Origin of the sequence: Rathayibacter sp. AY1C6 (genome assembly GCF_002931535.1) — a bacterium.
GTDB lineage: Bacteria > Actinomycetota > Actinomycetes > Actinomycetales > Microbacteriaceae > Rathayibacter.
In genome coordinates, this window is record NZ_PSWC01000002.1 from 163663 (window position 1) to 182049 (window position 18387).

Consider the following 18387-nt stretch of genomic DNA (forward strand, 5'->3'; position numbering starts at 1 on the left):
GACCGCGCAGCCCTGCCACTCCGCGCCCGCTTCCTCAACCCCTCCCGGCTCCCGGCCTCGCGCCAGGGCCCGGCGCGTACTGTGGCCGCTGACTCACGACGGCTACGAGGGAGACACCATGACGGAGCAGATCGGAATCCCCGAGGCCGCGGCGCTGGGGAGCGAGCAGCGGAGCATCGCGATCCTCGGAGCGGGCGGCGACCTCACCGAGCGGCTGCTGCTGCCGGGCCTGGGCCGGGTGGCCGAGCTCGCGCGCGACCTCGAGCTCACGCTGATCGGGGCGGCGCGCACGCCCCAGACCGACGAGGAGTGGCAGGGCCTCGTCCGTCGCAGCCTCGAGGCGGCCGGAGTCGCCGCGCACACGGTCGAGGCGCTCGCGTCACGCGCGCGCTTCGTCGCCACCGACGCCTCCGACCCGGAGCAGCTGAAGGCCCTCCTCGACGCCTGCCCGTCGACTCCGGTGCTCTACGTCGCCCTGCCGCCGGCGATGGGGCACAAGGTCGCCGCCTCGCTCGCCGAGCTCGACCTGCCCGAGGAGCTGGTCGTCGCCATCGAGAAGCCGTTCGGCGAGGACCTCGACGACGCGATCGCCCTCAACGCGGCGTTCGCGAAGGTCCTCCCCGAGAGCCGCCTCTGGCGCATCGACCACTTCCTCGGCAACGCGACCGTGCTGGGGATGCTGGGCCTGCGCTTCGGCAACAGCCTGCTCGAGGCGAGCTGGAGCGCCGAGTGGATCGAGAAGGTCGAGATCGTCTACGACGAGACGCTCGGCATCGAGGGCCGCGCGGCCTTCTACGAGAAGACCGGTGCGCTGCGCGACATGCTGCAGAGCCACCTCCTGATGGTGCTCGCGCTGACCACGATGGAGCGCCCCGACGAGGTCGCGCCCGACGAGGTCCACGCGCGCATGGCCGAGGTGCTCGGCGCCGTGCGGCTCTGGCGCGACGACCCCTCCTCCGCCCGCCGCGCCCGCTACACCGAGGGCCGCGTCGACGGCCGCTTCTTCCCCTCCTACGTCGACGAGCCCGACGTCGACCCCGAGACCGGCACCGAGACCCTCGCGCAGCTGCTGCTCCAGGTCGACACCCCGCGCTGGGCGGGCGTCCCCTTCGTCCTCCGCTCCGGCAAGGCGATCGGCGACCCTCGCCGGGAGGTGGCGATCCACTTCCGCGCCGCCACGCCCCCGCGCGGCCTGCAGGCGGCCGAGGGCGACGCCGGGACGGTCCTCCGGATCGGCCTCAAGGGCGGCGACGTCAGCCTCGACTTGGTCGTGAACAGCGCCGACGAGCTGACCGATCTCGAGCGCACCACCCTGACGGCGCAGCCCGGCGCGGCCACGCTCGACCCCTACGCGCAGGTCCTCGCCGGGATCCTGCAGGGCGACACCCTGCTCTCGGTCCCGGGCGACGTGGCCGAGCAGTGCTGGCGCATCATCACTCCGGTGCTCTCCGCCTGGGCCGCGGGCGACGCTCCGCTGGACGAGTACGAGGCAGGGAGCGCGGGGCCTGAGGGCTGGTGAGCTCGCGGTGAGGCGCGCGGGCTGAGGCGCCGGCGCGTGGCGTGATGCGGGGTCGGGTCCGCCGACGCCGGTCGCGTCGCCTCCCGCCCGGCTCCGCTGCTAGCCGTCCCGCTGGTCGACCCGTCCCGCCGGTCGACCAGCGGGACGGTCGACCTTGCCGCCCATTGACCCTCCCGCTCGTTGACCCTCCCGCCGGGGGAGACGGGATGCTGGAGGCATGTTGGGCATCGGGGAGTACGCAGGCGTGACGGGTCTGAGCGTGAAGGCGCTCCGGCACTACGACGAGAAGGGCGTGCTGGTCCCGGCGGAGGTCGACGAGCGGTCGTCGTACCGCCGGTACGCCGACGCCCAGGTCCGGGTCGGAGTCGTGATCAGCGCCCTCCGGAGCGCGGGGGTGCCGCTGCCCGAGGTCGCGGCGGCGACTCGAGCCGGCACCGCGGCGGAGGCGCTGCAGGCGCACAGGGAGCGCGTGCTCGCGGAGCGGGAGCAGGAGGACCGGGCGTTCGAGGCCGCCGAGGTGGCGCTGCGGGCGCTCGCCGTGCCGGTCGAGGTCGCCGAGCGGACGATGCCGGCGCAGCCGTACGTCGGCCAGGTCCTCACGATCGCCCTGGACGAGGCCGACGGGCCGGGCGACGACGAGGCGAACGAGATCTTCGGCGCGCTCGCCACCCGAGTGCACGCGGCAGGGCTCGGGCCGACGGGACGTTTCTGGACGGCGCTCCGCGCGGGCGAGCCGGGTTCGGCGGAGCTCGTCTGCTGCTGGCCGACGTCGGCGGAGGCGGAGGGCGACCTCGCCGGTCTCGCCGCGATCCTCCCGGGGCGCACCGAGCTGGTCGCCACCTGGCGCCCCCGCGACGGGGAGGAACTGCCCGAGGGGACCCTGCATCCGGCGATCGTCGCGCTCTTCGACGCCGCCGGAGACCGCGGCCTCCGGCTCGACGCGGTCGAGGTGAGGCAGACGGTACTGGGGGAGGGGACGGAGGACGTGGCGGTCGAGGTGTCACTGACAGTCGCGGGGTGAGCGGAGGGCGGGGCGCGGGGGCGACCGCAGTCGCCCCCGCCTCCCGGTCCCGGTGCTGCTCAGTAGGCGAACTGCCACATGTAGCGGCGCCCCTCCAGCGCGTAGCCCCGGACCGCGGCCCAGTGGGCGGCGAGCCGGGAGACCAGCGTCGAGTACACGAGCGGTGCGACGAAGGCGCGCTGGGGCGCCGCGATGCCGGGCAGCTCGAGGTCGCGGGAGTCGACGTAGTGGGTCGTCCCGCTGTACTGGTCGAGGAAGTTCCGGGCGCGCTCGCCCATCGGCCGCGTCGCGTCCTCGGCGAGGAAGACGAGGCTCTGCGTCTCGCCGTCGAAGACCTCGAAGGGGCCCTGGAAGAACTCGTCCGTGTTGATCGTCGCGGCGTGCATCCACTGCATCTCCTGCAGGTAGCAGGTGGTGAAGGTCTGACCGGGGCCCATGAGCGACCCGGAGGTGACGAGGTAGGTCACAGGGACGTCCTTCATCGCGGCGGCCAGCTCCTCGGCCCTCGGCTCGAAGGCGGCGACCGTGGCGACCATCGCGGACGGCAGGGCGCGCAGCGCCTCGAGCCGATCCGTCACGTCCACCCCGTCGCGGCGAAGGACCGCGAGCGCGAGCAGCTGCAGCACGAGCTGCGTGCCCTGACCGGTCTGCGCGACGAAGGCGGCGTCGAGGGCGAGCGCGAGCGGTCCCTCCTGCTTGAGGGTCACTCCGACCACGGTGGCGCCGCGCTCCTGCGCCCACTCGCCGGCCCGCACGGTCTCGGGGGTCTCGCCGGTGCCCGAGAGCACGACGACGAGGGCGCCGGGGCCGACCGAGGCGGGCGCGCGGAAGAAGAACTCGTCCGAGTTGTAGGAGGCGGCGGGCGTGATCGCGGCCGTGTCGAGCAGGTACTGAGCGGCCTGGACGCCCATCAGCGATCCGCCCGCGCCGACCAGGAAGACGCGGTCGACCGCGGGGAGGGAGGCGACGTGGTCGTCGATCCGGCTCCTCCCCTGCCGGCCATCGGCACGGCGGACGTTGCCGGGGAGCGGAACCTCTGCGCCACTGACCGCGTCGGGGCGACCGGATGGATCGTCGGCTGCGCGGGAGTGTCGCGGCGCTCTCGGTGCCGAGGTCAGACGGGGCTCGGCTCGACCGCGCCGACGTCGCGGTCGTATGGCGCCACTCCGGGCATACGCGTATGCTGTCACGCATGATAGATGGAGTCGGGGCACAGCTTCGAAAGGGCGTAGCCGAGTTCTGCATCCTGGGGCTGCTCGACACCGTTCCCATGTACGGGTGGGAACTGTCCACGCGCTTGCAGGAGGTCGGTGTGATCGGGAGCATCGGCACCCTGTACCCACTCCTGGGTCGGCTGCGGGACCGAGGCTCGATCACCGCAGTCGTCGTCCCGAGTACGCAGGGTCCGGCTCGGAAGTACTACTCGTTGACCGACGTGGGGAAGGTCGAGCTCGGGCGGTTCAGGGCGGAGTGGCCGTCCTTCGTCGGGCAGGTGAACGAGACGATCGGAAGGGGAACGTCATGAGCACGACGACATCGCCGGCGGCGGCGCGCTACCTCGAGGAGCTGAGGATCGCATTGTCCGGCGTGCCCGCCGACCTCCGGAGTGAGATCTGGAGCGGGATCGGCGAAGAGCTGGACGGCCTCGACGACGATGCCGCCCGTGAGCGGATCGCTGAACTGGGAAGTCCCTCTCGGATCGCGCAGGCCGCCGGCGGATCGCTCGCTGGGGGCGGCGGGTCGATCTTCGACCGCCCCTGGTTCGCCGTCGTCGCCTCGCTGGTCTTCGCCTTCGGCTGGCTGGTGATTCCCGGATTCGGCTGGCTCCTCGGCGCCGTCGCGATTCTCCTCTGCTCGTCCTGGACCGTCTCGGAGAAGAGGGGGGCGCTGGTGATCCCCGTCGTCGCTGCCGTGGTGGTCGGCGGGGCGATCGGGCTCTACTACTGGCTGTCGGCGATGCCGAGTTCCGGTATGACGACGTGGACGGTCCTGGCTGGTGCGTGGCTGGTCGGGGGTGGCACCAGCCTTGTTCTCGGGACGCGACTGTGCGCCCGCTTCGTGAGGACGCGGCGGGCGCACAGCGCGTTGGAGTGAGCCGGATGAGCTCTGCTCGTCAGCTCCAGCTCACCGTCGCGGCTCCTCCGGAGACCGTCAGGCGCAACTCGAAGGTCGTGTTGTAGGGGACGCCGCACATCTGCGCGTTGATGAGCATCTGCGCGCGGTTGGCGAGCGGTCGGCCGAGGTAGTTGAGCGACGAGCCACAGGCTCCCCCGATCGTCCAGGCCGGGCCCCACGGGTTGGCGGTCACCGTGTTGCTCGACAGGTTGTAGGAGGTGTAGAAGCTCATGCTCACCAGTCCGACCCAGGTGTCGATCTTGCAGCCGTTCCGCGCGGACCCGCTCACGGAGCACTCGCTGATGCCGCGCGTCTTCACGTCGGCGCCTTCTCCTCCGATGCGGACGACACTGACGGATCCGTCCTCATAGGTGGAGATCGTGTAATCGCCATCAGGACGCTTCTCCTCGACCACCTTCACGGTCGGGTTGGCGCTCGACAGCGAGTCCCACGCCTCGCCGGCGAGGTACGCCTCGACCAGGTCGTCCTGCGTCTCGGAGGGAACGCCGTACTCCGAGAGGAACTCGCGGGCGATGACGACCTCCGAGTGCTCGGCTTCCGTGCTCGCGCTCGCAGGCGCGGCTCCGGTGAGAGCGAGTGCGAGGACGGCGATCCCCGCCATCAGCTTGGATCTGAATCCAGACATGAATGTCTCCGTTTCTTGTTCCGGGTGGAACATTGCGTGACAAGGTACTGATGACGTGCACAGGCGGCCAAGGCTTCGGAGTACGGTGGCGCGTTCGCTGCGCCACAGACGCGATTCTCGCCGCGCCGTGTGCCGGTGCGCGGGGGCCCTGCGCCAGTTCGTGCCGCGGTCCCGTCCGTCTCCGTAGGCTCCGACGCATGTCTGATCAGGTCCAGGCCGGAGTTCAGCACGGAAATGTGCGGGGGATTCTCGCCCGTCGGTGGTTCGCGGTCGCGGCCTCCCTGGTCTTCGCCTTCGGCTGGCTGCTGATCCCCGGAATCGGCTGGCCGACCGGCGCCGTTCTGGTCCTGTGCAGCTCGTCGTGGACCGGCGCCGAGAAGAGTTCGGCGCTCACGATCCCACTGGTCGCGGCCGCGCTGGTCGGCAGCGGAGCGGGGCTCGTCTTCGGGCTGCACGCCGTGCCGAGTTCGAGCATGACGATCTGGACCGCGGTGTGTGCCGGGCTGCTGGCGGGAGGCGTGACGAGCGTCGTTCTGGGGATCCGGCTGTGCGCCGGGGCACTCCGCAGGCCTGCAGCGCCGGGCGACCGCTCGCTGTCCGGGGCGGCCCCTGCGCCTCGCGCCCACGACGTCAGCTGACGGGAGGGGGGGTCGGCTCCTGAGGGAGGCCGCCCTGTCTCAGCCGAGGTCGTGCGCACCCCGGCGGAGGCGAGCGCCTCGACGGCTCGAAGGGCGCAGGCCCGCCGGCGTTCTCGCGCGTCGGCAGGTCCCGCTCAGCGCCCGCCGGCCCCGCTCGCGTCGTAGCGGAGCCGCACCAGCTCAGAGCCCGGCAGAACCGTCGCGTCGAGGAGACGCAGGCCGTGCTGCGGCGCCCCGGAGTAGAGCGGCGTCCCGCCGCCCGCGAGTCCGGCGCCGACGAGGACGATCAGCTCGTCCACCAGGCCCTGCTCGAGGAGCGGGTTCCAGGTGGTGCCGCTGCCGAACATCAGCAGGTCGCCCCGGTCGCCCTGCTTGAGCAGCTCGATCTCGGCCGGACCCTGCTTCCGCGGCACGATCCGCGTGGTGGCGGCCCACGGCGCCGCCGGATCGGGAGCCAGGGAGTCGCTGATCACCAGCGCGTCGAGCGACGTGACCAGCCGCGCGGTCTCGTGCTCCCGCTCGCCCGCCGTCCCGTCCGCGGCGACGGCGCTCCAGCTGTCCCAGTTGTCGCGGAACCAGCGGCCGCCGTAGACGAGCGTCCCCGCGCGGCGCAGCAGCTCGAGGTTGTGGTGGTTGAACGCGTCCTCGAACGGCAGCGCCGAGAGGTCGTGCCCGGGCCCCTCGAAGCGGCCGTCGAGCGAGGTGAGGACGGAGACGACGAGCCTGCTCATGCGGGGGATGCTACTCAGGCGGCGGTGCCGGGTGAAGGGGTGCGGAGGGCCGCGACCCGGAGGAGCAGTGGCGGGAGCAACTCATCCGGCAGGAGTGTCCGAGAAGCGTCGGCAGCGGTATTCCCGACCACTTCTCGATACGCGGCTGGATAGTGTCGAGCCGGGAAAAGGCGTCTACGGGGAACAGGTGAGGGTGATGGTCGAGCGACCGGAGTTGGCCACGGCGAAGGAGAGAGTCGCACAAGCTGCCGGCGATCTGAGCAAGCGTGCGCGGAGCGCTACGACGCAGGTGATGGAGCAGGCCGGCGATCTCCGCGAAGCAGCCGCCGAGAAGTTCGGCCCGCGGAGCCTCCAGTCGTACGAGGAGGTCACGGCCGAGTACAACCGCGCCTTCACGGCGATGAGCGACGACGGGCTCTCCCTCCTCCGGCAACGCGAGCGCTCCACCGACCTGATCGCTCTCGTCGAGCTCGTGGTGAACAGCATCGCCAACACGCCCAAGTCCTTCAGCAGGGACTTCGAGCAGATCGAGCTCGACAGAGCCCGGTTCCTGGACGCCGAGGAGATCGCCCGCGCTGATCTTGTCGCTGCACGGAAGTCCGCGGCGGGAGCGGGCGCCGGTGTCACCGCCGGAGCGGCGATCGCGAGCGTCGCGCCGACCGCCGCCATGTGGGTCGCCACCACGTTCGGCACCGCGTCGACCGGGACCGCGATCTCGACCCTGTCCGGTGCCGCTGCGAGCCAGGCCGCCCTGGCATGGCTCGGCGGCGGAGCCGTCGCTGCCGGTGGCGGAGGGACCGTCGCGGGAGGAGCGCTGCTCGCGCTGGCCGGCCCGGTCGGCTGGAGCCTCGCAGGCGCCGCCGTCCTCACCTCGGTCGTCCTGTTCACGAAGAAGAAGTTCGAGAATCGCGAGACGAAGCACGAGATGCTCACCGCCGTGATGCGGAACATCGCGCAGGTGCAGGCGATGGACGCGCAGATCGACGACCTCCTCCAGCGCACCGCCTCTACCCGAGAGCTGCTTCTGAAGGTCTACGGCGAGGCGCTGCCGTTCTTCGGGGCGGACTTCGCGACCCTGGCTCCCTCCCAGCAGTCGCAGCTCGGCGCGCTCGTGAACGTCGCGAAAGCGAGTGCGGCACTGCTGAGCGCCCGTGTGGAGCAGGCCGCCGACGATGCCTGATCTCGCCGACGTCGCCAGAAGCACTCACGAGCAGGCCGTCGCCGCCTGGGTGGGCTACCTGAACCAGGTGCGCGTCGATCGCCTCATGGGCGCCCTGAGCAGGCAGGACCAGAACCTCTCGATGGCTCTCGACCATCTGGATACGGCCCTCCTGCACATAGGCGACGTGGTCTCGTCGAACCGCGGTGGAGTGAAGGGCGCGCACGGATTCATCGCCGAGGTCGCCGAGGTCGGCATCGGCAACGCCCGTGCCGCTGTGCTCGGGGAGACCGGCGGCAACGCCTGGGTGAACGACAACGGCCCCGTCGATCTGATGCGGAACGGCCTGCTGATCCAGCAGAAGTTCTCCGCCGCCGGCGGGCGGTTCGGCCTCGGCGCGATCACGGAGCACCTCGAGAGGTACCCGGACTTCGTGAGGAACGGCGGCAGGTACCAGATCCCGAGCGACCACTTCGAGGTCATCCAGAAGCTGCACGCGATGTCCGCCGAGGATGCGGCGAAGGTCCTCTCTCGCAGCGGGGACGGCCCGTCCCTCCGCGACTGGAACCGGGTGAAGACGTTTTTCTCGAGCGAGACGATCGACATCGCGGCACTCGAGCCCTCCCGGCTGGAGTACCGCGACGTGCAGCTCGGTGCGTACACCGACACGTTCGCGGCGGAGGAGGGAAGGATCACGGCGACCGACGAGGCCGCCCGCACGGCTGCCGTTCGGGAGAACCGGGCGACGGTGCGCCAGGGCGCTCAGGTCACCGTCGTCGCCGCCGGGATCGAGGGTGGGACCGCGTTCGTCTCCGCGGTCCTCGCCAAGCGCCGCGAAGGCACGAAGCTCAAGGAGTTCTCGGCCGACGACTGGAAGGACATCGCGAACGCCTCCGGTCTCGGCGCGGTGAAGGGCGGTGTCCGCGGTCTCACGATCTACTCACTCACCAATCTCACTGCGACGTCGGCCGCCACGGCGAACACGGTCACGACCGCCGCGCTGGGGATCGCGGGCCAGGCGAGCAGGCTGCGAGCGGGCGACATCTCCGAGATCGAGTTCATCGAGAACTCCGAGATCCTCTGCCTCCAGGCCGGCATCAGCGCGCTGTCCTCGGTCGTCGGGCAGGTGCTCATCCCGGTCCCCGTCCTCGGCGCCGTCATCGGCAACACCGTCGGCTCCGTCATGTTCAGCGTCGCGTCGTCCTCGCTCTCCGCCCGGGAAGAAGCGCTCATCGCCGGATATCTCGAGGATCAGCGCTCACTCGATCAACAGCTGGCCGCCGACTACGCCGATCTCCTGGCGAAGCTCGAGACGAGCATGCTGCACTTCATCGACATCCTCGACCGGGCGTTCTCTCCCGACATCGAGGTCGCGCTTCTCGGGGCGATCGACCTCGCGGCCCGAGTCGGGGTGCCCTCGGAGGAGATCCTGGACACCGACGAGAAGGTGAACGCGTACTTCCTCGACTAGGTGCCTGCGGGGCGGGGCCGAACGTCGTTCGTTGGGGGGCGTTGTGCCGACCTGGTTCCACGGGTTCCGGATGGTGCTGCCGGTACGCCCGCCCCGCACCCGTCCTCACATCGCCGCCCCCAGCGCGTCCCGCAGCGTCGCCCGCGCCCGCGCGTGCCGGCTCCGCACGGTCGCGGCGCGGAGGGACAGGATCTCGGCCGCCTCGGCAAGGGAGAAGCCGTCCCAGTAGACGAGGGTGATGATCTCCTGGTCGACGGGCTTCAGCTGCGCGATCGCGGCGCGGACGTCCTCCGCCGCGTCGTCGGCGGGTGCGGGCGGAGTGATGCGGAGCTCCTCCGCCAGCCGCTCGACGAGCGCGCTCCTCCGGGTCGCGGTGCGGCGCTGGCCCGAGAGCACCCGCCGCGCGACGCCGAACGCCCACATCCGCGCGCGCGTCTCGTCCTCGGGGATCGACCGCTCCTTCCGCCAGAGGATCAGGAGGGTGTCGCTGAGAAGGTCCGCGGCGTCCTCGGGGCTCGCCGTCCGCCGCGCGAAGTAGCGGAGCAGGTCCGGCGCCTCCCGCTCGACCAGGGCCGTGATCTCGGCCTCCCGGTCGCGCGCGGGGGAGCGGACGACGCTGCGCGCCATGGACGGCGCCGCCTCGCCGGCGCTCATCACAGCTCTCCCGTGCAGTCGGTGCTGCCGCCCAGGCCGCCGTCGCCCTCGACGATCACGCCCTCGGGGATCGTGTCGAGGATGTGGTCGTCCGCGGCGGTGATCCAGGCCCGCCAGCGGATCGTCTCCTCCGAGAGGCCGGGGCCGTCGCTGTTCATGTCCGAGGCCAGCCAGGCGGGATCGGTCGTGTAGGCGAGCGCGTCGTCGTGGATCCGCTGGCCGACGCCGCTCCAGTCCTGCGCGCGGAGGTAGTCGGTCGCGGAGGTGGTGACCTCGCGGTAGTCGATCTCGCCGTTGAAGTAGTCGATCGAGCACGACACCGCTGAGCCGGAGTCGGTGGTGTAGGTGATCGGGATCGTGAAGTCGGGGACCGAGCGGACGTCGGTGCCGGCGCTGGTCGCCAGCACGAGACCCGGGACGAGGAGGACGGGAGCCGCCAGCCACCACGCCCTCGACCGCGCGGGACGGCGGGGCGCGCGTTCGCGGGTCTCGGCGATCACGCTGTGCAGGGCGGTGCGGACGCCGGGCGCCCGGTCGTCGGTCGCGGGGTCGCTGCGGGAGAGCAGGTCGTCGAGTGTGCGTCGCGTCATCGGGTCCATCCTTCGTCGGTCGGGCGTCTACCGAGTACGTGGCCGGGTGGGGCCCGAGCGTTGCACGGGACCTGACGGGAGGAGTGAGCCGAGCCGGTCGCGCGCGCTCACTTCTTAGAACTCCTTCGCGAGGACCCGTCAAAAGGCGCCATATTCGGCTTCACCCCGGTCCTTTTCTCATCGGTTATGGCCCCGACAAGGGGGGCTCACTTCTCTATGGCGAGAGGGAGGCCGACCTATACGTTCATCTTCGGAAGCCCGCGCGGAATGCGTGCTCCCCTCCGGAGTCTGGGGCCTCCGCACTCGCTGCGACATCCGTGTCGTTCGTCGTGTCGACGTTTCGCTCATCTCCACGACCGACTACACGACTGAGAAGCAGAACCATGGCTTTCACGACCCGGCGGCGCCGTCCCTCACGGCACCGTGCGCCGTCGCGCCTCGGAATGCGGGCCGTCGTCGTCGCGACGATCGGCGCTCTCCTCGTCGGCTCGTGGGGGCTCGGCGACGTCTCCGCCTCGTCTCCCGCTCAGGCCGCGAACCAGGCGGATCCGGTCGCCGGCGACGCCCCCGCTCCTCTCCCGACGCCCGTCGCACCGACACCGCCGGCAGCCCCCGAGGCCGATCCGGCACCCGCCCCCTCCGCATCTGCCACCTCGGCACCCACTCCGTCAGCGTCCGCCCCGTCGGCACCCGCCGAGGCCGCGGAGTCGCCGAGTGCGACGGCGGAGGAGCCCGCTCAGGACGAGCCCGATCCCGCAGCACCCCGCGGCGCCGCAGAGACGGAGCAGCCCGTCGAGCCGGCGCCCGCCGGATCGGCGCCCGCTCCCACGGCGGCCTCGGACGACGATCAGGAGTCGGACCGCGGACCACCCGCGACGGCACGAGCAGCGGGAGGCTTCTCCACACTCGCCGCCGGCGTCGCCGAGGCCCCGCGACAGGTGTGGACGGAGACCTTCGAGCAGGGTCTGACGACCGCACCGAGCGCGCTCACCGCCTACGCGAACGGCCGCTACACGGCAGCCACCGGCTGGTCGACCGCCACGAACTGCACCGGCGTCCTGGTCAACTACACGGCGCCCTACCCCAACTCCGTCTTCTGCCCGACCCGGCCCCTCCTCACCGTCGGCACGGGATCGTCGGCCGCGCGCGAGACCCGCCGCATGGCGGACGTCCTCGGCCAGGTGGCGGCCGGAGTGCAGGGGTCCACCTCCAGCACCGCACCGGCCAACGGCTCGAACACCGGCACGCAGGCGAACCACGCCCTGGTCGAGTACCCGTACGCCGCCGTCACCGGCGGCACGACCGTCGCCCAGAGCGCCGCGGGGATCGGCGTCTCCGCGCCCGCCGCCCGCTACTACGCCGTCGGCATGAACGCCGCCGGCGGGCAGTGCGGGACGAACAACGCGTCCCTCTCCCTCAACCTGGTCTCGGGCGGGTCCACCGTCCTCACCGGATTCGCGGCACCGGTCGTGCCCTGCGCCGCGACCGGCAGCGTGTTCTACACGTCCCCGACCCTCCCGCTGGTCGGCGGGCTCGGCGCGCTCGTGGATCCCGCGCTCCCCGCCTCCGCCCGCGCCGTCGCCTACACCGGCACGAGCACCGCGCTCCTCACTCCGGCGCAGATCGCCGCGGCCCAGGTGCAGCTCGTGAACACGGTCACCGGCACGGGAAGCGCCTTCGCCGTCGACGACCTCCGCGTGCTGGACGTCACCCCCGCTCTCGATGCGGCCTTCACGCAGGCCGTGCCGACCGCGACGGTGCCGACCACGCTGACCTACACGGTCACCAACACCAGCGACCTCCTCGCGAAGGCGGACTGGCGCTTCTCGACCGCTCTCCCGGCCGGCCTCGTCGTGGCCCCGACGGCGGCTGTCGGCGGGTCCTGCACCGACGTCACCGGAACGGCGTTCGCCGTGACCGCGGCCGCCGGATCCTCCTCCGTCTCGACGCTCGGCGGCGATCTCGCCGCGGGTGCGACCTCGTGCACGATCTCGGTGGACGTGGTGGCCGCCGCCGCCGGGACGTACAGCACCGGGACCACGACTCCCACCGGCCTCATCGCCTCCGCCCCCACCTCGGTGACGATCCAGGCCGCGACGACCCTCACCGTCCGGAAGAACCTGCCGGTGCGCAGCGCCACGGGCGACCAGTTCACGCTCTCGGTGCGCAGCGGCACGACCGTCCTCGCGTCGGCGACCACCACGGGCACCGCCACCGGGATCCAGGCCGCGCAGATCAGCCGCCTTACCGTGCAGTCCGGAGCGACGTACACGATCGCCGAGGCGCAGACCGCGGGCGCGGGCCTGGGGTACTCCAACAGCTACGAGTGCTCGCGCGGCGGCACGGTCATCGCCTCCGGAGCATCCGCCGCCGGGTCGATCACGATCCCCAGCGAGGCGGGAGCGGAGGTGCTCTGCACCTTCACGAACACCGTGCAGACGCCGCGCCTGTTCTGCGACACCGGCCGCTTCTACTCCCTCACGGCGGCCGGCGCCCTGCAGCAGGCCGACATCGTCACGGGATCCCTGACCTCGATCGGCAGCTGGTCGGGGACCGCCGAGGCCAACGCGCTCGGCGTCGGCGCGAACGGCGCCTTCGCCTACGCGCTGGACCGCTCGTCCGACGCGACGGACGTCGACGCCGTCCTCAAGTGGACGCCGGAGGCGGGCTTCCAGAGGATCGCGAACAGCGCGTACACGACCGTGGCCGGCGGAGCGCAGGTGACCGGCAGCATCGTCGCCGGCGCGGTCGACCTCCGGACGGGCCGGTACCTGTTCGGCAGCTTCGCGAGCGGCCAGTTCTACATCTGGAGCTTCACCGAGGCCAACCCCGTCGCCACCCGGTTCGCCCTCGTCGGCTCCTTCCCCACCTCCGGAACCCCCAACGGCAACGGCGACATGGCGTTCGACGCTCGCGGCAACCTCTACGTCGTCGGCGCGGGCTCGGTCAACAACGCCAGCAGCGCCGCGATCTTCACCGTGCCGGCCGACGCCCTGGCCGCGGCGACCGGCGGCACCCTCCCGGTGAACACCTCGATCGCGAAGGCCGTGACGGGGACCGACGCCGCCTTCGCCAACATCAACGGCATCGCCTTCTCGCCGCGCGGAACCGTCTACCTCGCCAACGGCGACGTCGCCGCCGCGAACGGTGTCCCCGCCATCCCCGGCAGCGCCTACGAGTTCGACGCCACCACCTGGACCCGCGTCAGCGGCACGCCGCGCGTGAGCGTCAACGCCGTCGACCTCTCCGGCTGCTCCTCGCCGGCCACGATCACCGTGCAGAAGAGCGTCGTCGGGCGCCTGGCCGCGGCGGACCAGTTCCAGCTCACGGCCTCCGCCGGCTCGCCGGTGACGCCGTTCGCCACGGCCACCACCACCGGCGCCACGACCGGTCGCCAGACCGCGCAGATCGGCCCCTTCCCGACGCCCATCAACAGCACCGTCACGGTCTCGGAGGCGATGGCGGCCGGCTCCGCCTCCCCGATCACCGCCTACACGAGCATCTACGAGTGCTACGCGGACGGCGTACGGGTGAGCACGGGCTCGAACCCGACCGGGACGGTCACCCTCCCGAACCGGCTCGGCGTCAACGTCACCTGCACCTTCTTCAACTCCCCGCGCCCGGCCTCCACCGTGCGGATCACCAAGACGATCCGGGACGCCTCCGGGACCACCCGCCCCGGCACGGACTGGACCGTCGGCACGACGGCGACGGCCACCGCCGGCACCGTCGCCCTGCTGCCGGAGCAGTCGCCCCGCCAGCAGACGGACGCGGCGGGCCAGGCCACCTGGACCGTCCTGTTCGGCACGGAGGCGTCGCGGGCGACCCTCACCGTCTCGGAGGTGCAGCAGACGGGCTTCGCGTTCGTCAGCGGCGCCTGCACGGTCAACGGCGCCGCCCGGGCCACGACCTTCTCGCAGTCCGGGACCGTCATCAGCGCGAGCCTCACCGGCATCGCCTCCGCGGCGGTCGTCGAGTGCTCGATCGTGAACCGGCCCACCGCCTCCCTCACGCTCGTGAAGACGGTGAGCTCCGGCAGCGCGCTGCCCAGCGACTGGACCCTTAGCGCCACTGGTCCCGCCGGAGCCCTGCCCGGGCCGAACGGCCGCGCGGGCTCCTCGAGCGTGTCGGCGATCCCCGTCACCCCGGGTGCCGCCTACCGGCTCGCCGAGACGGGCGGCTCCGCCACCTACGTGCAGACCGGACCCTGGCAGTGCCGCACCGACACCGGCGCCGCCCTCACCGTGAGCGCGGCCGGAGACGTGACCCCGACCAACGGAGCCGCCGTCACCTGCACCGTGGACAACGCCAGCGCGACCATCACGCTGGTCAAGCAGGTCCTGCGCCCCCAGACCGGCTTCCGGGCACCCGACTGGCGCGTCACCGCGACGCCCGCCGCACTGGCCGGGGCGACGCTCCCGACCGAGACCCGGGCCGGCGCGGAGTACGTGGCCACGGGCAACCCCGCGAGCACCTTCGAGGTGCGACCGGGCCACGGCTACACGCTGTCCGAGGCGGCGACGGATCCGACCCGCCGCCTCGCCTACCAGGAACTGCGTCTCGAGCGCCTGACCGGGACGACGTGGTCCCCGGTCGCCTCGCGGACGATCACGGCCCCCACGGCCGGTCAGACGGCGGTCTACCGCTTCGTCAACGCCCCCGTGGACCCCACACGCCTGCCGCTGACCGGTGGCGCCAGCACCGACGCGTTCCTCCTGGGCGGGGGGTCGGTGCTCACTCTCGCACTCGGCCTCCTCCTCTGGGAGCGGCGCCGGAGGCTGCGAGGCCCCTCCCGGTGACGCCCCGACCGAGAGCCCCCGCGCTCTCCCGCAGACCCCTTCCCGCACACCTTCGACTCCACGACACCAGCACTCACGACCTCAGTAGGAGAGATCACATGTCCCGCTCACTCACCAGGCGGCTCGCCGCCGCAGCCGGCGTCCTCGCGCTGAGCGCTGCGGCGGTCTTCACCGCCGTCGCGCCGGCGTCAGCGGTCACGCTGCCCGGCAACATCGACCCGACCATCAGCCGCACCCTCACCGTGCACAAGCTCGCGCTGGGATCCAACAACGGCCAGGCGATCGGCACCGGCCAGGAGATCACGGTCCCCGGGGACGCGCTGCCCGGAGCCGTGTTCACCGCCGCGCGCGTCCAGGGCGTCGACCTCACCACGCCCGACGGCTGGAACCAGGTCGCGAACCTGACCCCGGGCACCGCCGCGACCCGTGTCACCGCCGCCGACACCTTCACCGCCACCAGCGGCACGGACGGCGAGGCCGTGTTCAACAACGGCGCGAGCATGCCGCTCGGCCTCTACCTCGTGACCGAGACCCAGCTCCCCGCCGGAGCGACCAACGGCGCGGCGCCGTTCCTCGTCACCCTGCCGTTCCCGACGGGCCCGACCGGTGCGCCGGCGAACCAGTGGATCTACGACGTCCACGTCTACCCCAAGAATGCGGTCACGGAGCTCACCAAGACGCGCGTCCCCGCGGCGGCGAACTCGGTCGAGGCGCGCAACCCCGACCTCATCCGCTGGGCCATCGCCTCGGACGTCCCGGTGCTCGCCGCCGGTGACGCGCTGGAGGCGTTCACCCTCACCGACACGCTCCCCGCCGAGCTGACCTACCTGCCGACCGGCCCGGCCGGCGTCGCGCCCACCGGCATCACGGTGACCAGCGCCGCGGGCACCGCGCCCGCACCGGCGTTCATCGCGAACACCGACTACACGCTCGGCTACGACGCCGCGACCCGGAACGTGACGCTGAACTTCTTGCAGTCCGGCCTCACCAAGCTCCAGGGCCTGCAGGGCGGCGTCGTCACCCTCACGGTGCTCACCCGCGCCACCGCCATCCCGGCCAACGGCATCATCACCAACTCGGCGACGAGCGTCGTGAACGGGGCCACGGAGACGGTCACCGGCAGCACCCCGATCGGTCAGCTGACCGTGTACGCCTACCAGAACAACGGCGCCAACCGCGTGCCGCTCGCGGGTGCCGTCTACCAGGTGTTCCTCACCGAGAACGACGCCAACCTCGGCCAGAACCCGGTGTTCATCAACGGCAACCAGAACTGGACCACCGGAGCGAACGGCTTCGTCGAGATCCCGATCATCACGCCGGGCAACTACTACGTCCGCGAGCTGACCCCGCCCGCCGGATTCCGTCTGCCCACCCCGGCCCAGGTGCTGACGCAGGTCGTCGCCGGACCGAGCTCGGCCACCGCGCCGATCCAGAACTACGTCGAGTTCCTCCACACCCAGGTGCCCGCGTTCGCCCTGCCCCTCACCGGTGGCGGCGCGCAGTGGTTCACCCTCGGTGGAGGCGCGCTCCTCGCCCTCGCGATCGGTTCGGGCCTGATCGCCTCGCGCCGCCGCACCGCGCTGGCTGCTCAGACCGCGGAGTAACGTCGCACCATGACGAAGTCGAATGCGGGGCACCCGTCGGGTGCCCCGCATTCCTCTGTCTCCAGCCCTTTTCCTCCGCGGAGGCGGATCCACCGCCGGCCGCGCTGGCGGCTGCCGATCGCCCCGCTGGTCATCGCGCTCATCAGCCTCTCGGGAGTGGCGCTGCTGCTGTACCCCGTCGCCGCCAGCTGGCTCAGCGCCGTCGAGCAGGCGCGCGAGATCGACTCCCTCACCCAGGACATCACCGACCTCGGCGCCGAGACCCTCCGGCAGAACCTCGTCGAGGCCCGCGCCTACAACCAGAGCCTGAGCGGTGGCGGCGCGGCCGTCGCCGCGAACGAGCGCCTCCCCCTCGCCGACGACGAGCAGGTCGCCGACCGCGAGCGCTACTCCTCCCTCCTGCGCGGCGACGCCGAGGGGCTGATGGCCCGGATCCGGATCCCCGCCATCGACGTGGACCTGCCGATCTTCCACGGCACGAGCGACGCCGTCCTCGAGCGCGGCGTCGGCCACCTCGAGGGCACCGCCCTGCCGGTCGGCGGCCCCTCCACCCACTCGGTGCTCACCGGCCACCGCGGCCTCGCCTCGGCCGAGCTCTTCACCCACCTCGACCGCGTCGACGTCGGCGACACCTTCACCATCGAGGTCTACGGCGAGGTGGTCACCTACCGCGTGCGCGAGACGCTGGTCGTCGAGCCGGAGGACACGCAGAGCCTCCTCGTGCAGCCCGGCCAGGACCTCCTGACCCTCGTCACCTGCACCCCGCTCGGGATCAACACCCATCGCATCCTCGTCACCGGCGAAAGGGTGATCCCGACGCCGCAGTCGGACGTGGACGCGGCGGGGGAGTCGCCCGACGTCGCCGGGTTCCCGTGGTGGGCGATCGCGGCCGGAGGCGCTGTGGTCGCCGCCGGAATGTACGTGTGGTGGGCTGGGCGGCCGGCGCGGGGCGCGTGGGCGCCGGTGGTGGTCGCCGGCGAGGAGCGCGACAGAGTTCCTGCGGATCTGTGAGGCGAGGGGGCGCGGATCCCCGCTGTCCTGCTCCAGTCGCCTCGGCGCCGTGCTGTCCCCGTCAACGGGATCGCGGCTGTGCCGGCCCGGTCAGGCGGGGCGCCACTCCTCGAGGAACTCGGCGACCGTCTTCGTCTCGAGGTCGAGCTCGACCTGACCGAGCAGGTAGTGGGGATCGGTGAGGTCGGCCTTCACGCGGATGATCTCGGCCCCGGTGTCGAGGCGGACGACGACGAGGTCGTAGGGCGCGAGGATCCCGCTGCCGAGCGCCATGTCGATGGTGAGGCGGAGCCGGCCGAAGCGCCGCAGCTGCAACTCGGCGCGGAGGTGCTCGGCGGCGACCTCGGGAGCGTCGGGAGAGGGGTCGGGCATGGGGGAGACGGTATCGAATGGGGCGGAGGGGACTCCTGGTAGGCGCTTCGATCCGGC

Annotated in this window: 16 protein-coding genes; 10 read left to right on the plus strand and 6 right to left on the minus strand. The window is 72.0% G+C overall.

The window, feature by feature from the left end; genetic code table 11:
* Positions 1-118: 118 nt before the first annotated feature.
* A complete protein-coding gene (locus tag C5D36_RS02390; protein ID WP_104291930.1) occupies positions 119-1519 on the plus strand; it encodes a glucose-6-phosphate dehydrogenase in 1401 nt (466 codons plus the stop codon).
* A 217-nt stretch (positions 1520-1736) separates the two neighbouring features.
* On the plus strand, positions 1737-2540 hold the full coding sequence (locus C5D36_RS02395) for a MerR family transcriptional regulator (protein WP_104295100.1): 804 nt from the start codon (positions 1737-1739) through the stop codon (positions 2538-2540).
* Between the two features lie 59 nt (positions 2541-2599).
* Here C5D36_RS02395 and C5D36_RS02400 read toward each other — a convergent pair whose 3' ends face one another.
* Positions 2600-3754 carry an SIS domain-containing protein gene (locus C5D36_RS02400; protein WP_308471291.1) on the minus strand — a complete coding sequence of 385 codons (1155 nt, stop codon included), beginning with the start codon at positions 3752-3754 and terminating at the stop codon, positions 2600-2602.
* Between C5D36_RS02400 and C5D36_RS02405 the strand changes: the two genes are divergently transcribed.
* Together C5D36_RS02405 and C5D36_RS02410 are read left to right on the plus strand one after the other, a co-directional pair.
* Positions 3733-4065 (plus strand): PadR family transcriptional regulator, encoded by a 333-nt coding sequence (locus C5D36_RS02405; protein WP_104223999.1) that lies wholly within the window; start codon positions 3733-3735, stop codon positions 4063-4065. The two genes, C5D36_RS02400 and C5D36_RS02405, sit on opposite strands and share 22 nt — an antisense overlap.
* Positions 4062-4634 carry a hypothetical protein gene (locus C5D36_RS02410; RefSeq protein WP_104257774.1) on the plus strand — a complete coding sequence of 191 codons (573 nt, stop codon included), beginning with the start codon at positions 4062-4064 and terminating at the stop codon, positions 4632-4634. The genes C5D36_RS02405 and C5D36_RS02410 overlap by 4 nt, the downstream gene beginning before the upstream one ends.
* Positions 4635-4653: 19 nt before the next feature.
* Here C5D36_RS02410 and C5D36_RS02415 read toward each other — a convergent pair whose 3' ends face one another.
* Positions 4654-5301 carry a hypothetical protein gene (locus tag C5D36_RS02415; RefSeq protein ID WP_146076483.1) on the minus strand — a complete coding sequence of 216 codons (648 nt, stop codon included), beginning with the start codon at positions 5299-5301 and terminating at the stop codon, positions 4654-4656.
* A gap of 197 nt (positions 5302-5498) precedes the next feature.
* Here C5D36_RS02415 and C5D36_RS02420 point away from each other — a divergent pair, with 197 nt between their 5' ends.
* Positions 5499-5939, plus strand: coding sequence for a hypothetical protein (locus C5D36_RS02420; protein ID WP_146083681.1), 441 nt, complete (start codon positions 5499-5501; stop codon positions 5937-5939).
* A 134-nt stretch (positions 5940-6073) separates the two neighbouring features.
* Here the strand turns inward: C5D36_RS02420 and C5D36_RS02425 are convergent, their stop codons facing one another.
* Positions 6074-6670, minus strand: coding sequence for a dihydrofolate reductase family protein (locus tag C5D36_RS02425; RefSeq protein WP_104295102.1), 597 nt, complete (start codon positions 6668-6670; stop codon positions 6074-6076).
* 292 nt (positions 6671-6962) lie between these two features.
* Here C5D36_RS02425 and C5D36_RS02430 point away from each other — a divergent pair, with 292 nt between their 5' ends.
* Together C5D36_RS02430 and C5D36_RS02435 are read left to right on the plus strand one after the other, a co-directional pair.
* The gene (locus tag C5D36_RS02430) at positions 6963-7850 is read left to right on the plus strand and encodes a hypothetical protein (RefSeq protein ID WP_219812565.1); all 888 of its coding nucleotides are present in this window, start codon (positions 6963-6965) and stop codon (positions 7848-7850) included.
* Positions 7843-9300 carry a hypothetical protein gene (locus tag C5D36_RS02435; RefSeq protein ID WP_104295104.1) on the plus strand — a complete coding sequence of 486 codons (1458 nt, stop codon included), beginning with the start codon at positions 7843-7845 and terminating at the stop codon, positions 9298-9300. Before C5D36_RS02430 ends, C5D36_RS02435 begins: the two co-directional genes overlap by 8 nt.
* A 105-nt stretch (positions 9301-9405) precedes the next feature.
* Here the strand turns inward: C5D36_RS02435 and C5D36_RS02440 are convergent, their stop codons facing one another.
* Positions 9406-9927, minus strand: a complete 522-nt coding sequence (locus C5D36_RS02440) for an RNA polymerase sigma factor (protein ID WP_104233024.1) — start codon at positions 9925-9927, stop codon at positions 9406-9408.
* Between the two features lie 26 nt (positions 9928-9953).
* On the minus strand, positions 9954-10544 hold the full coding sequence (locus C5D36_RS02445) for a hypothetical protein (protein ID WP_104295105.1): 591 nt from the start codon (positions 10542-10544) through the stop codon (positions 9954-9956).
* Between the two features lie 383 nt (positions 10545-10927).
* Here C5D36_RS02445 and C5D36_RS16740 point away from each other — a divergent pair, with 383 nt between their 5' ends.
* The 3 genes from C5D36_RS16740 (at position 10928) to C5D36_RS02460 (ending at position 17958) form a co-directional block, all read left to right on the plus strand.
* Positions 10928-15343, plus strand: a complete 4416-nt coding sequence (locus tag C5D36_RS16740; RefSeq protein WP_181072736.1) for an LPXTG cell wall anchor domain-containing protein — start codon at positions 10928-10930, stop codon at positions 15341-15343.
* Positions 15344-15441: 98 nt separating this feature from the next.
* On the plus strand, positions 15442-16947 hold the full coding sequence (locus tag C5D36_RS02455; RefSeq protein WP_104250221.1) for a SpaH/EbpB family LPXTG-anchored major pilin: 1506 nt from the start codon (positions 15442-15444) through the stop codon (positions 16945-16947).
* A gap of 9 nt (positions 16948-16956) precedes the next feature.
* Positions 16957-17958 (plus strand): class C sortase, encoded by a 1002-nt coding sequence (locus tag C5D36_RS02460; protein WP_219812566.1) that lies wholly within the window; start codon positions 16957-16959, stop codon positions 17956-17958.
* A 90-nt stretch (positions 17959-18048) separates the two neighbouring features.
* On the opposite strand, the gene C5D36_RS02465 is transcribed toward C5D36_RS02460, so the two are convergent.
* Complete coding sequence (locus tag C5D36_RS02465; protein ID WP_104295107.1) at positions 18049-18330, minus strand: hypothetical protein; 282 nt, start codon at positions 18328-18330, stop codon at positions 18049-18051.
* Positions 18331-18387: the final 57 nt, after the last annotated feature.

Coding starts and splice junctions, on each gene's coding strand:
- C5D36_RS02440 (WP_104233024.1), bottom strand. CDS start 9,927: ATGGCGCGCAGCGTCGTCCGCTCCCCCGCGCGCGACCGGGAGGCCGAG.
- C5D36_RS16740 (WP_181072736.1), top strand. CDS start 10,928: ATGGCTTTCACGACCCGGCGGCGCCGTCCCTCACGGCACCGTGCGCCG.
- C5D36_RS02445 (WP_104295105.1), bottom strand. CDS start 10,544: ATGACGCGACGCACACTCGACGACCTGCTCTCCCGCAGCGACCCCGCG.
- C5D36_RS02425 (WP_104295102.1), bottom strand. CDS start 6,670: ATGAGCAGGCTCGTCGTCTCCGTCCTCACCTCGCTCGACGGCCGCTTC.
- C5D36_RS02430 (WP_219812565.1), top strand. CDS start 6,963: ATGGAGCAGGCCGGCGATCTCCGCGAAGCAGCCGCCGAGAAGTTCGGC.
- C5D36_RS02405 (WP_104223999.1), top strand. CDS start 3,733: ATGATAGATGGAGTCGGGGCACAGCTTCGAAAGGGCGTAGCCGAGTTC.
- C5D36_RS02420 (WP_146083681.1), top strand. CDS start 5,499: ATGTCTGATCAGGTCCAGGCCGGAGTTCAGCACGGAAATGTGCGGGGG.
- C5D36_RS02415 (WP_146076483.1), bottom strand. CDS start 5,301: ATGTCTGGATTCAGATCCAAGCTGATGGCGGGGATCGCCGTCCTCGCA.
- C5D36_RS02460 (WP_219812566.1), top strand. CDS start 16,957: ATGACGAAGTCGAATGCGGGGCACCCGTCGGGTGCCCCGCATTCCTCT.
- C5D36_RS02410 (WP_104257774.1), top strand. CDS start 4,062: ATGAGCACGACGACATCGCCGGCGGCGGCGCGCTACCTCGAGGAGCTG.
- C5D36_RS02455 (WP_104250221.1), top strand. CDS start 15,442: ATGTCCCGCTCACTCACCAGGCGGCTCGCCGCCGCAGCCGGCGTCCTC.
- C5D36_RS02435 (WP_104295104.1), top strand. CDS start 7,843: ATGCCTGATCTCGCCGACGTCGCCAGAAGCACTCACGAGCAGGCCGTC.
- C5D36_RS02390 (WP_104291930.1), top strand. CDS start 119: ATGACGGAGCAGATCGGAATCCCCGAGGCCGCGGCGCTGGGGAGCGAG.
- C5D36_RS02395 (WP_104295100.1), top strand. CDS start 1,737: ATGTTGGGCATCGGGGAGTACGCAGGCGTGACGGGTCTGAGCGTGAAG.
- C5D36_RS02465 (WP_104295107.1), bottom strand. CDS start 18,330: ATGCCCGACCCCTCTCCCGACGCTCCCGAGGTCGCCGCCGAGCACCTC.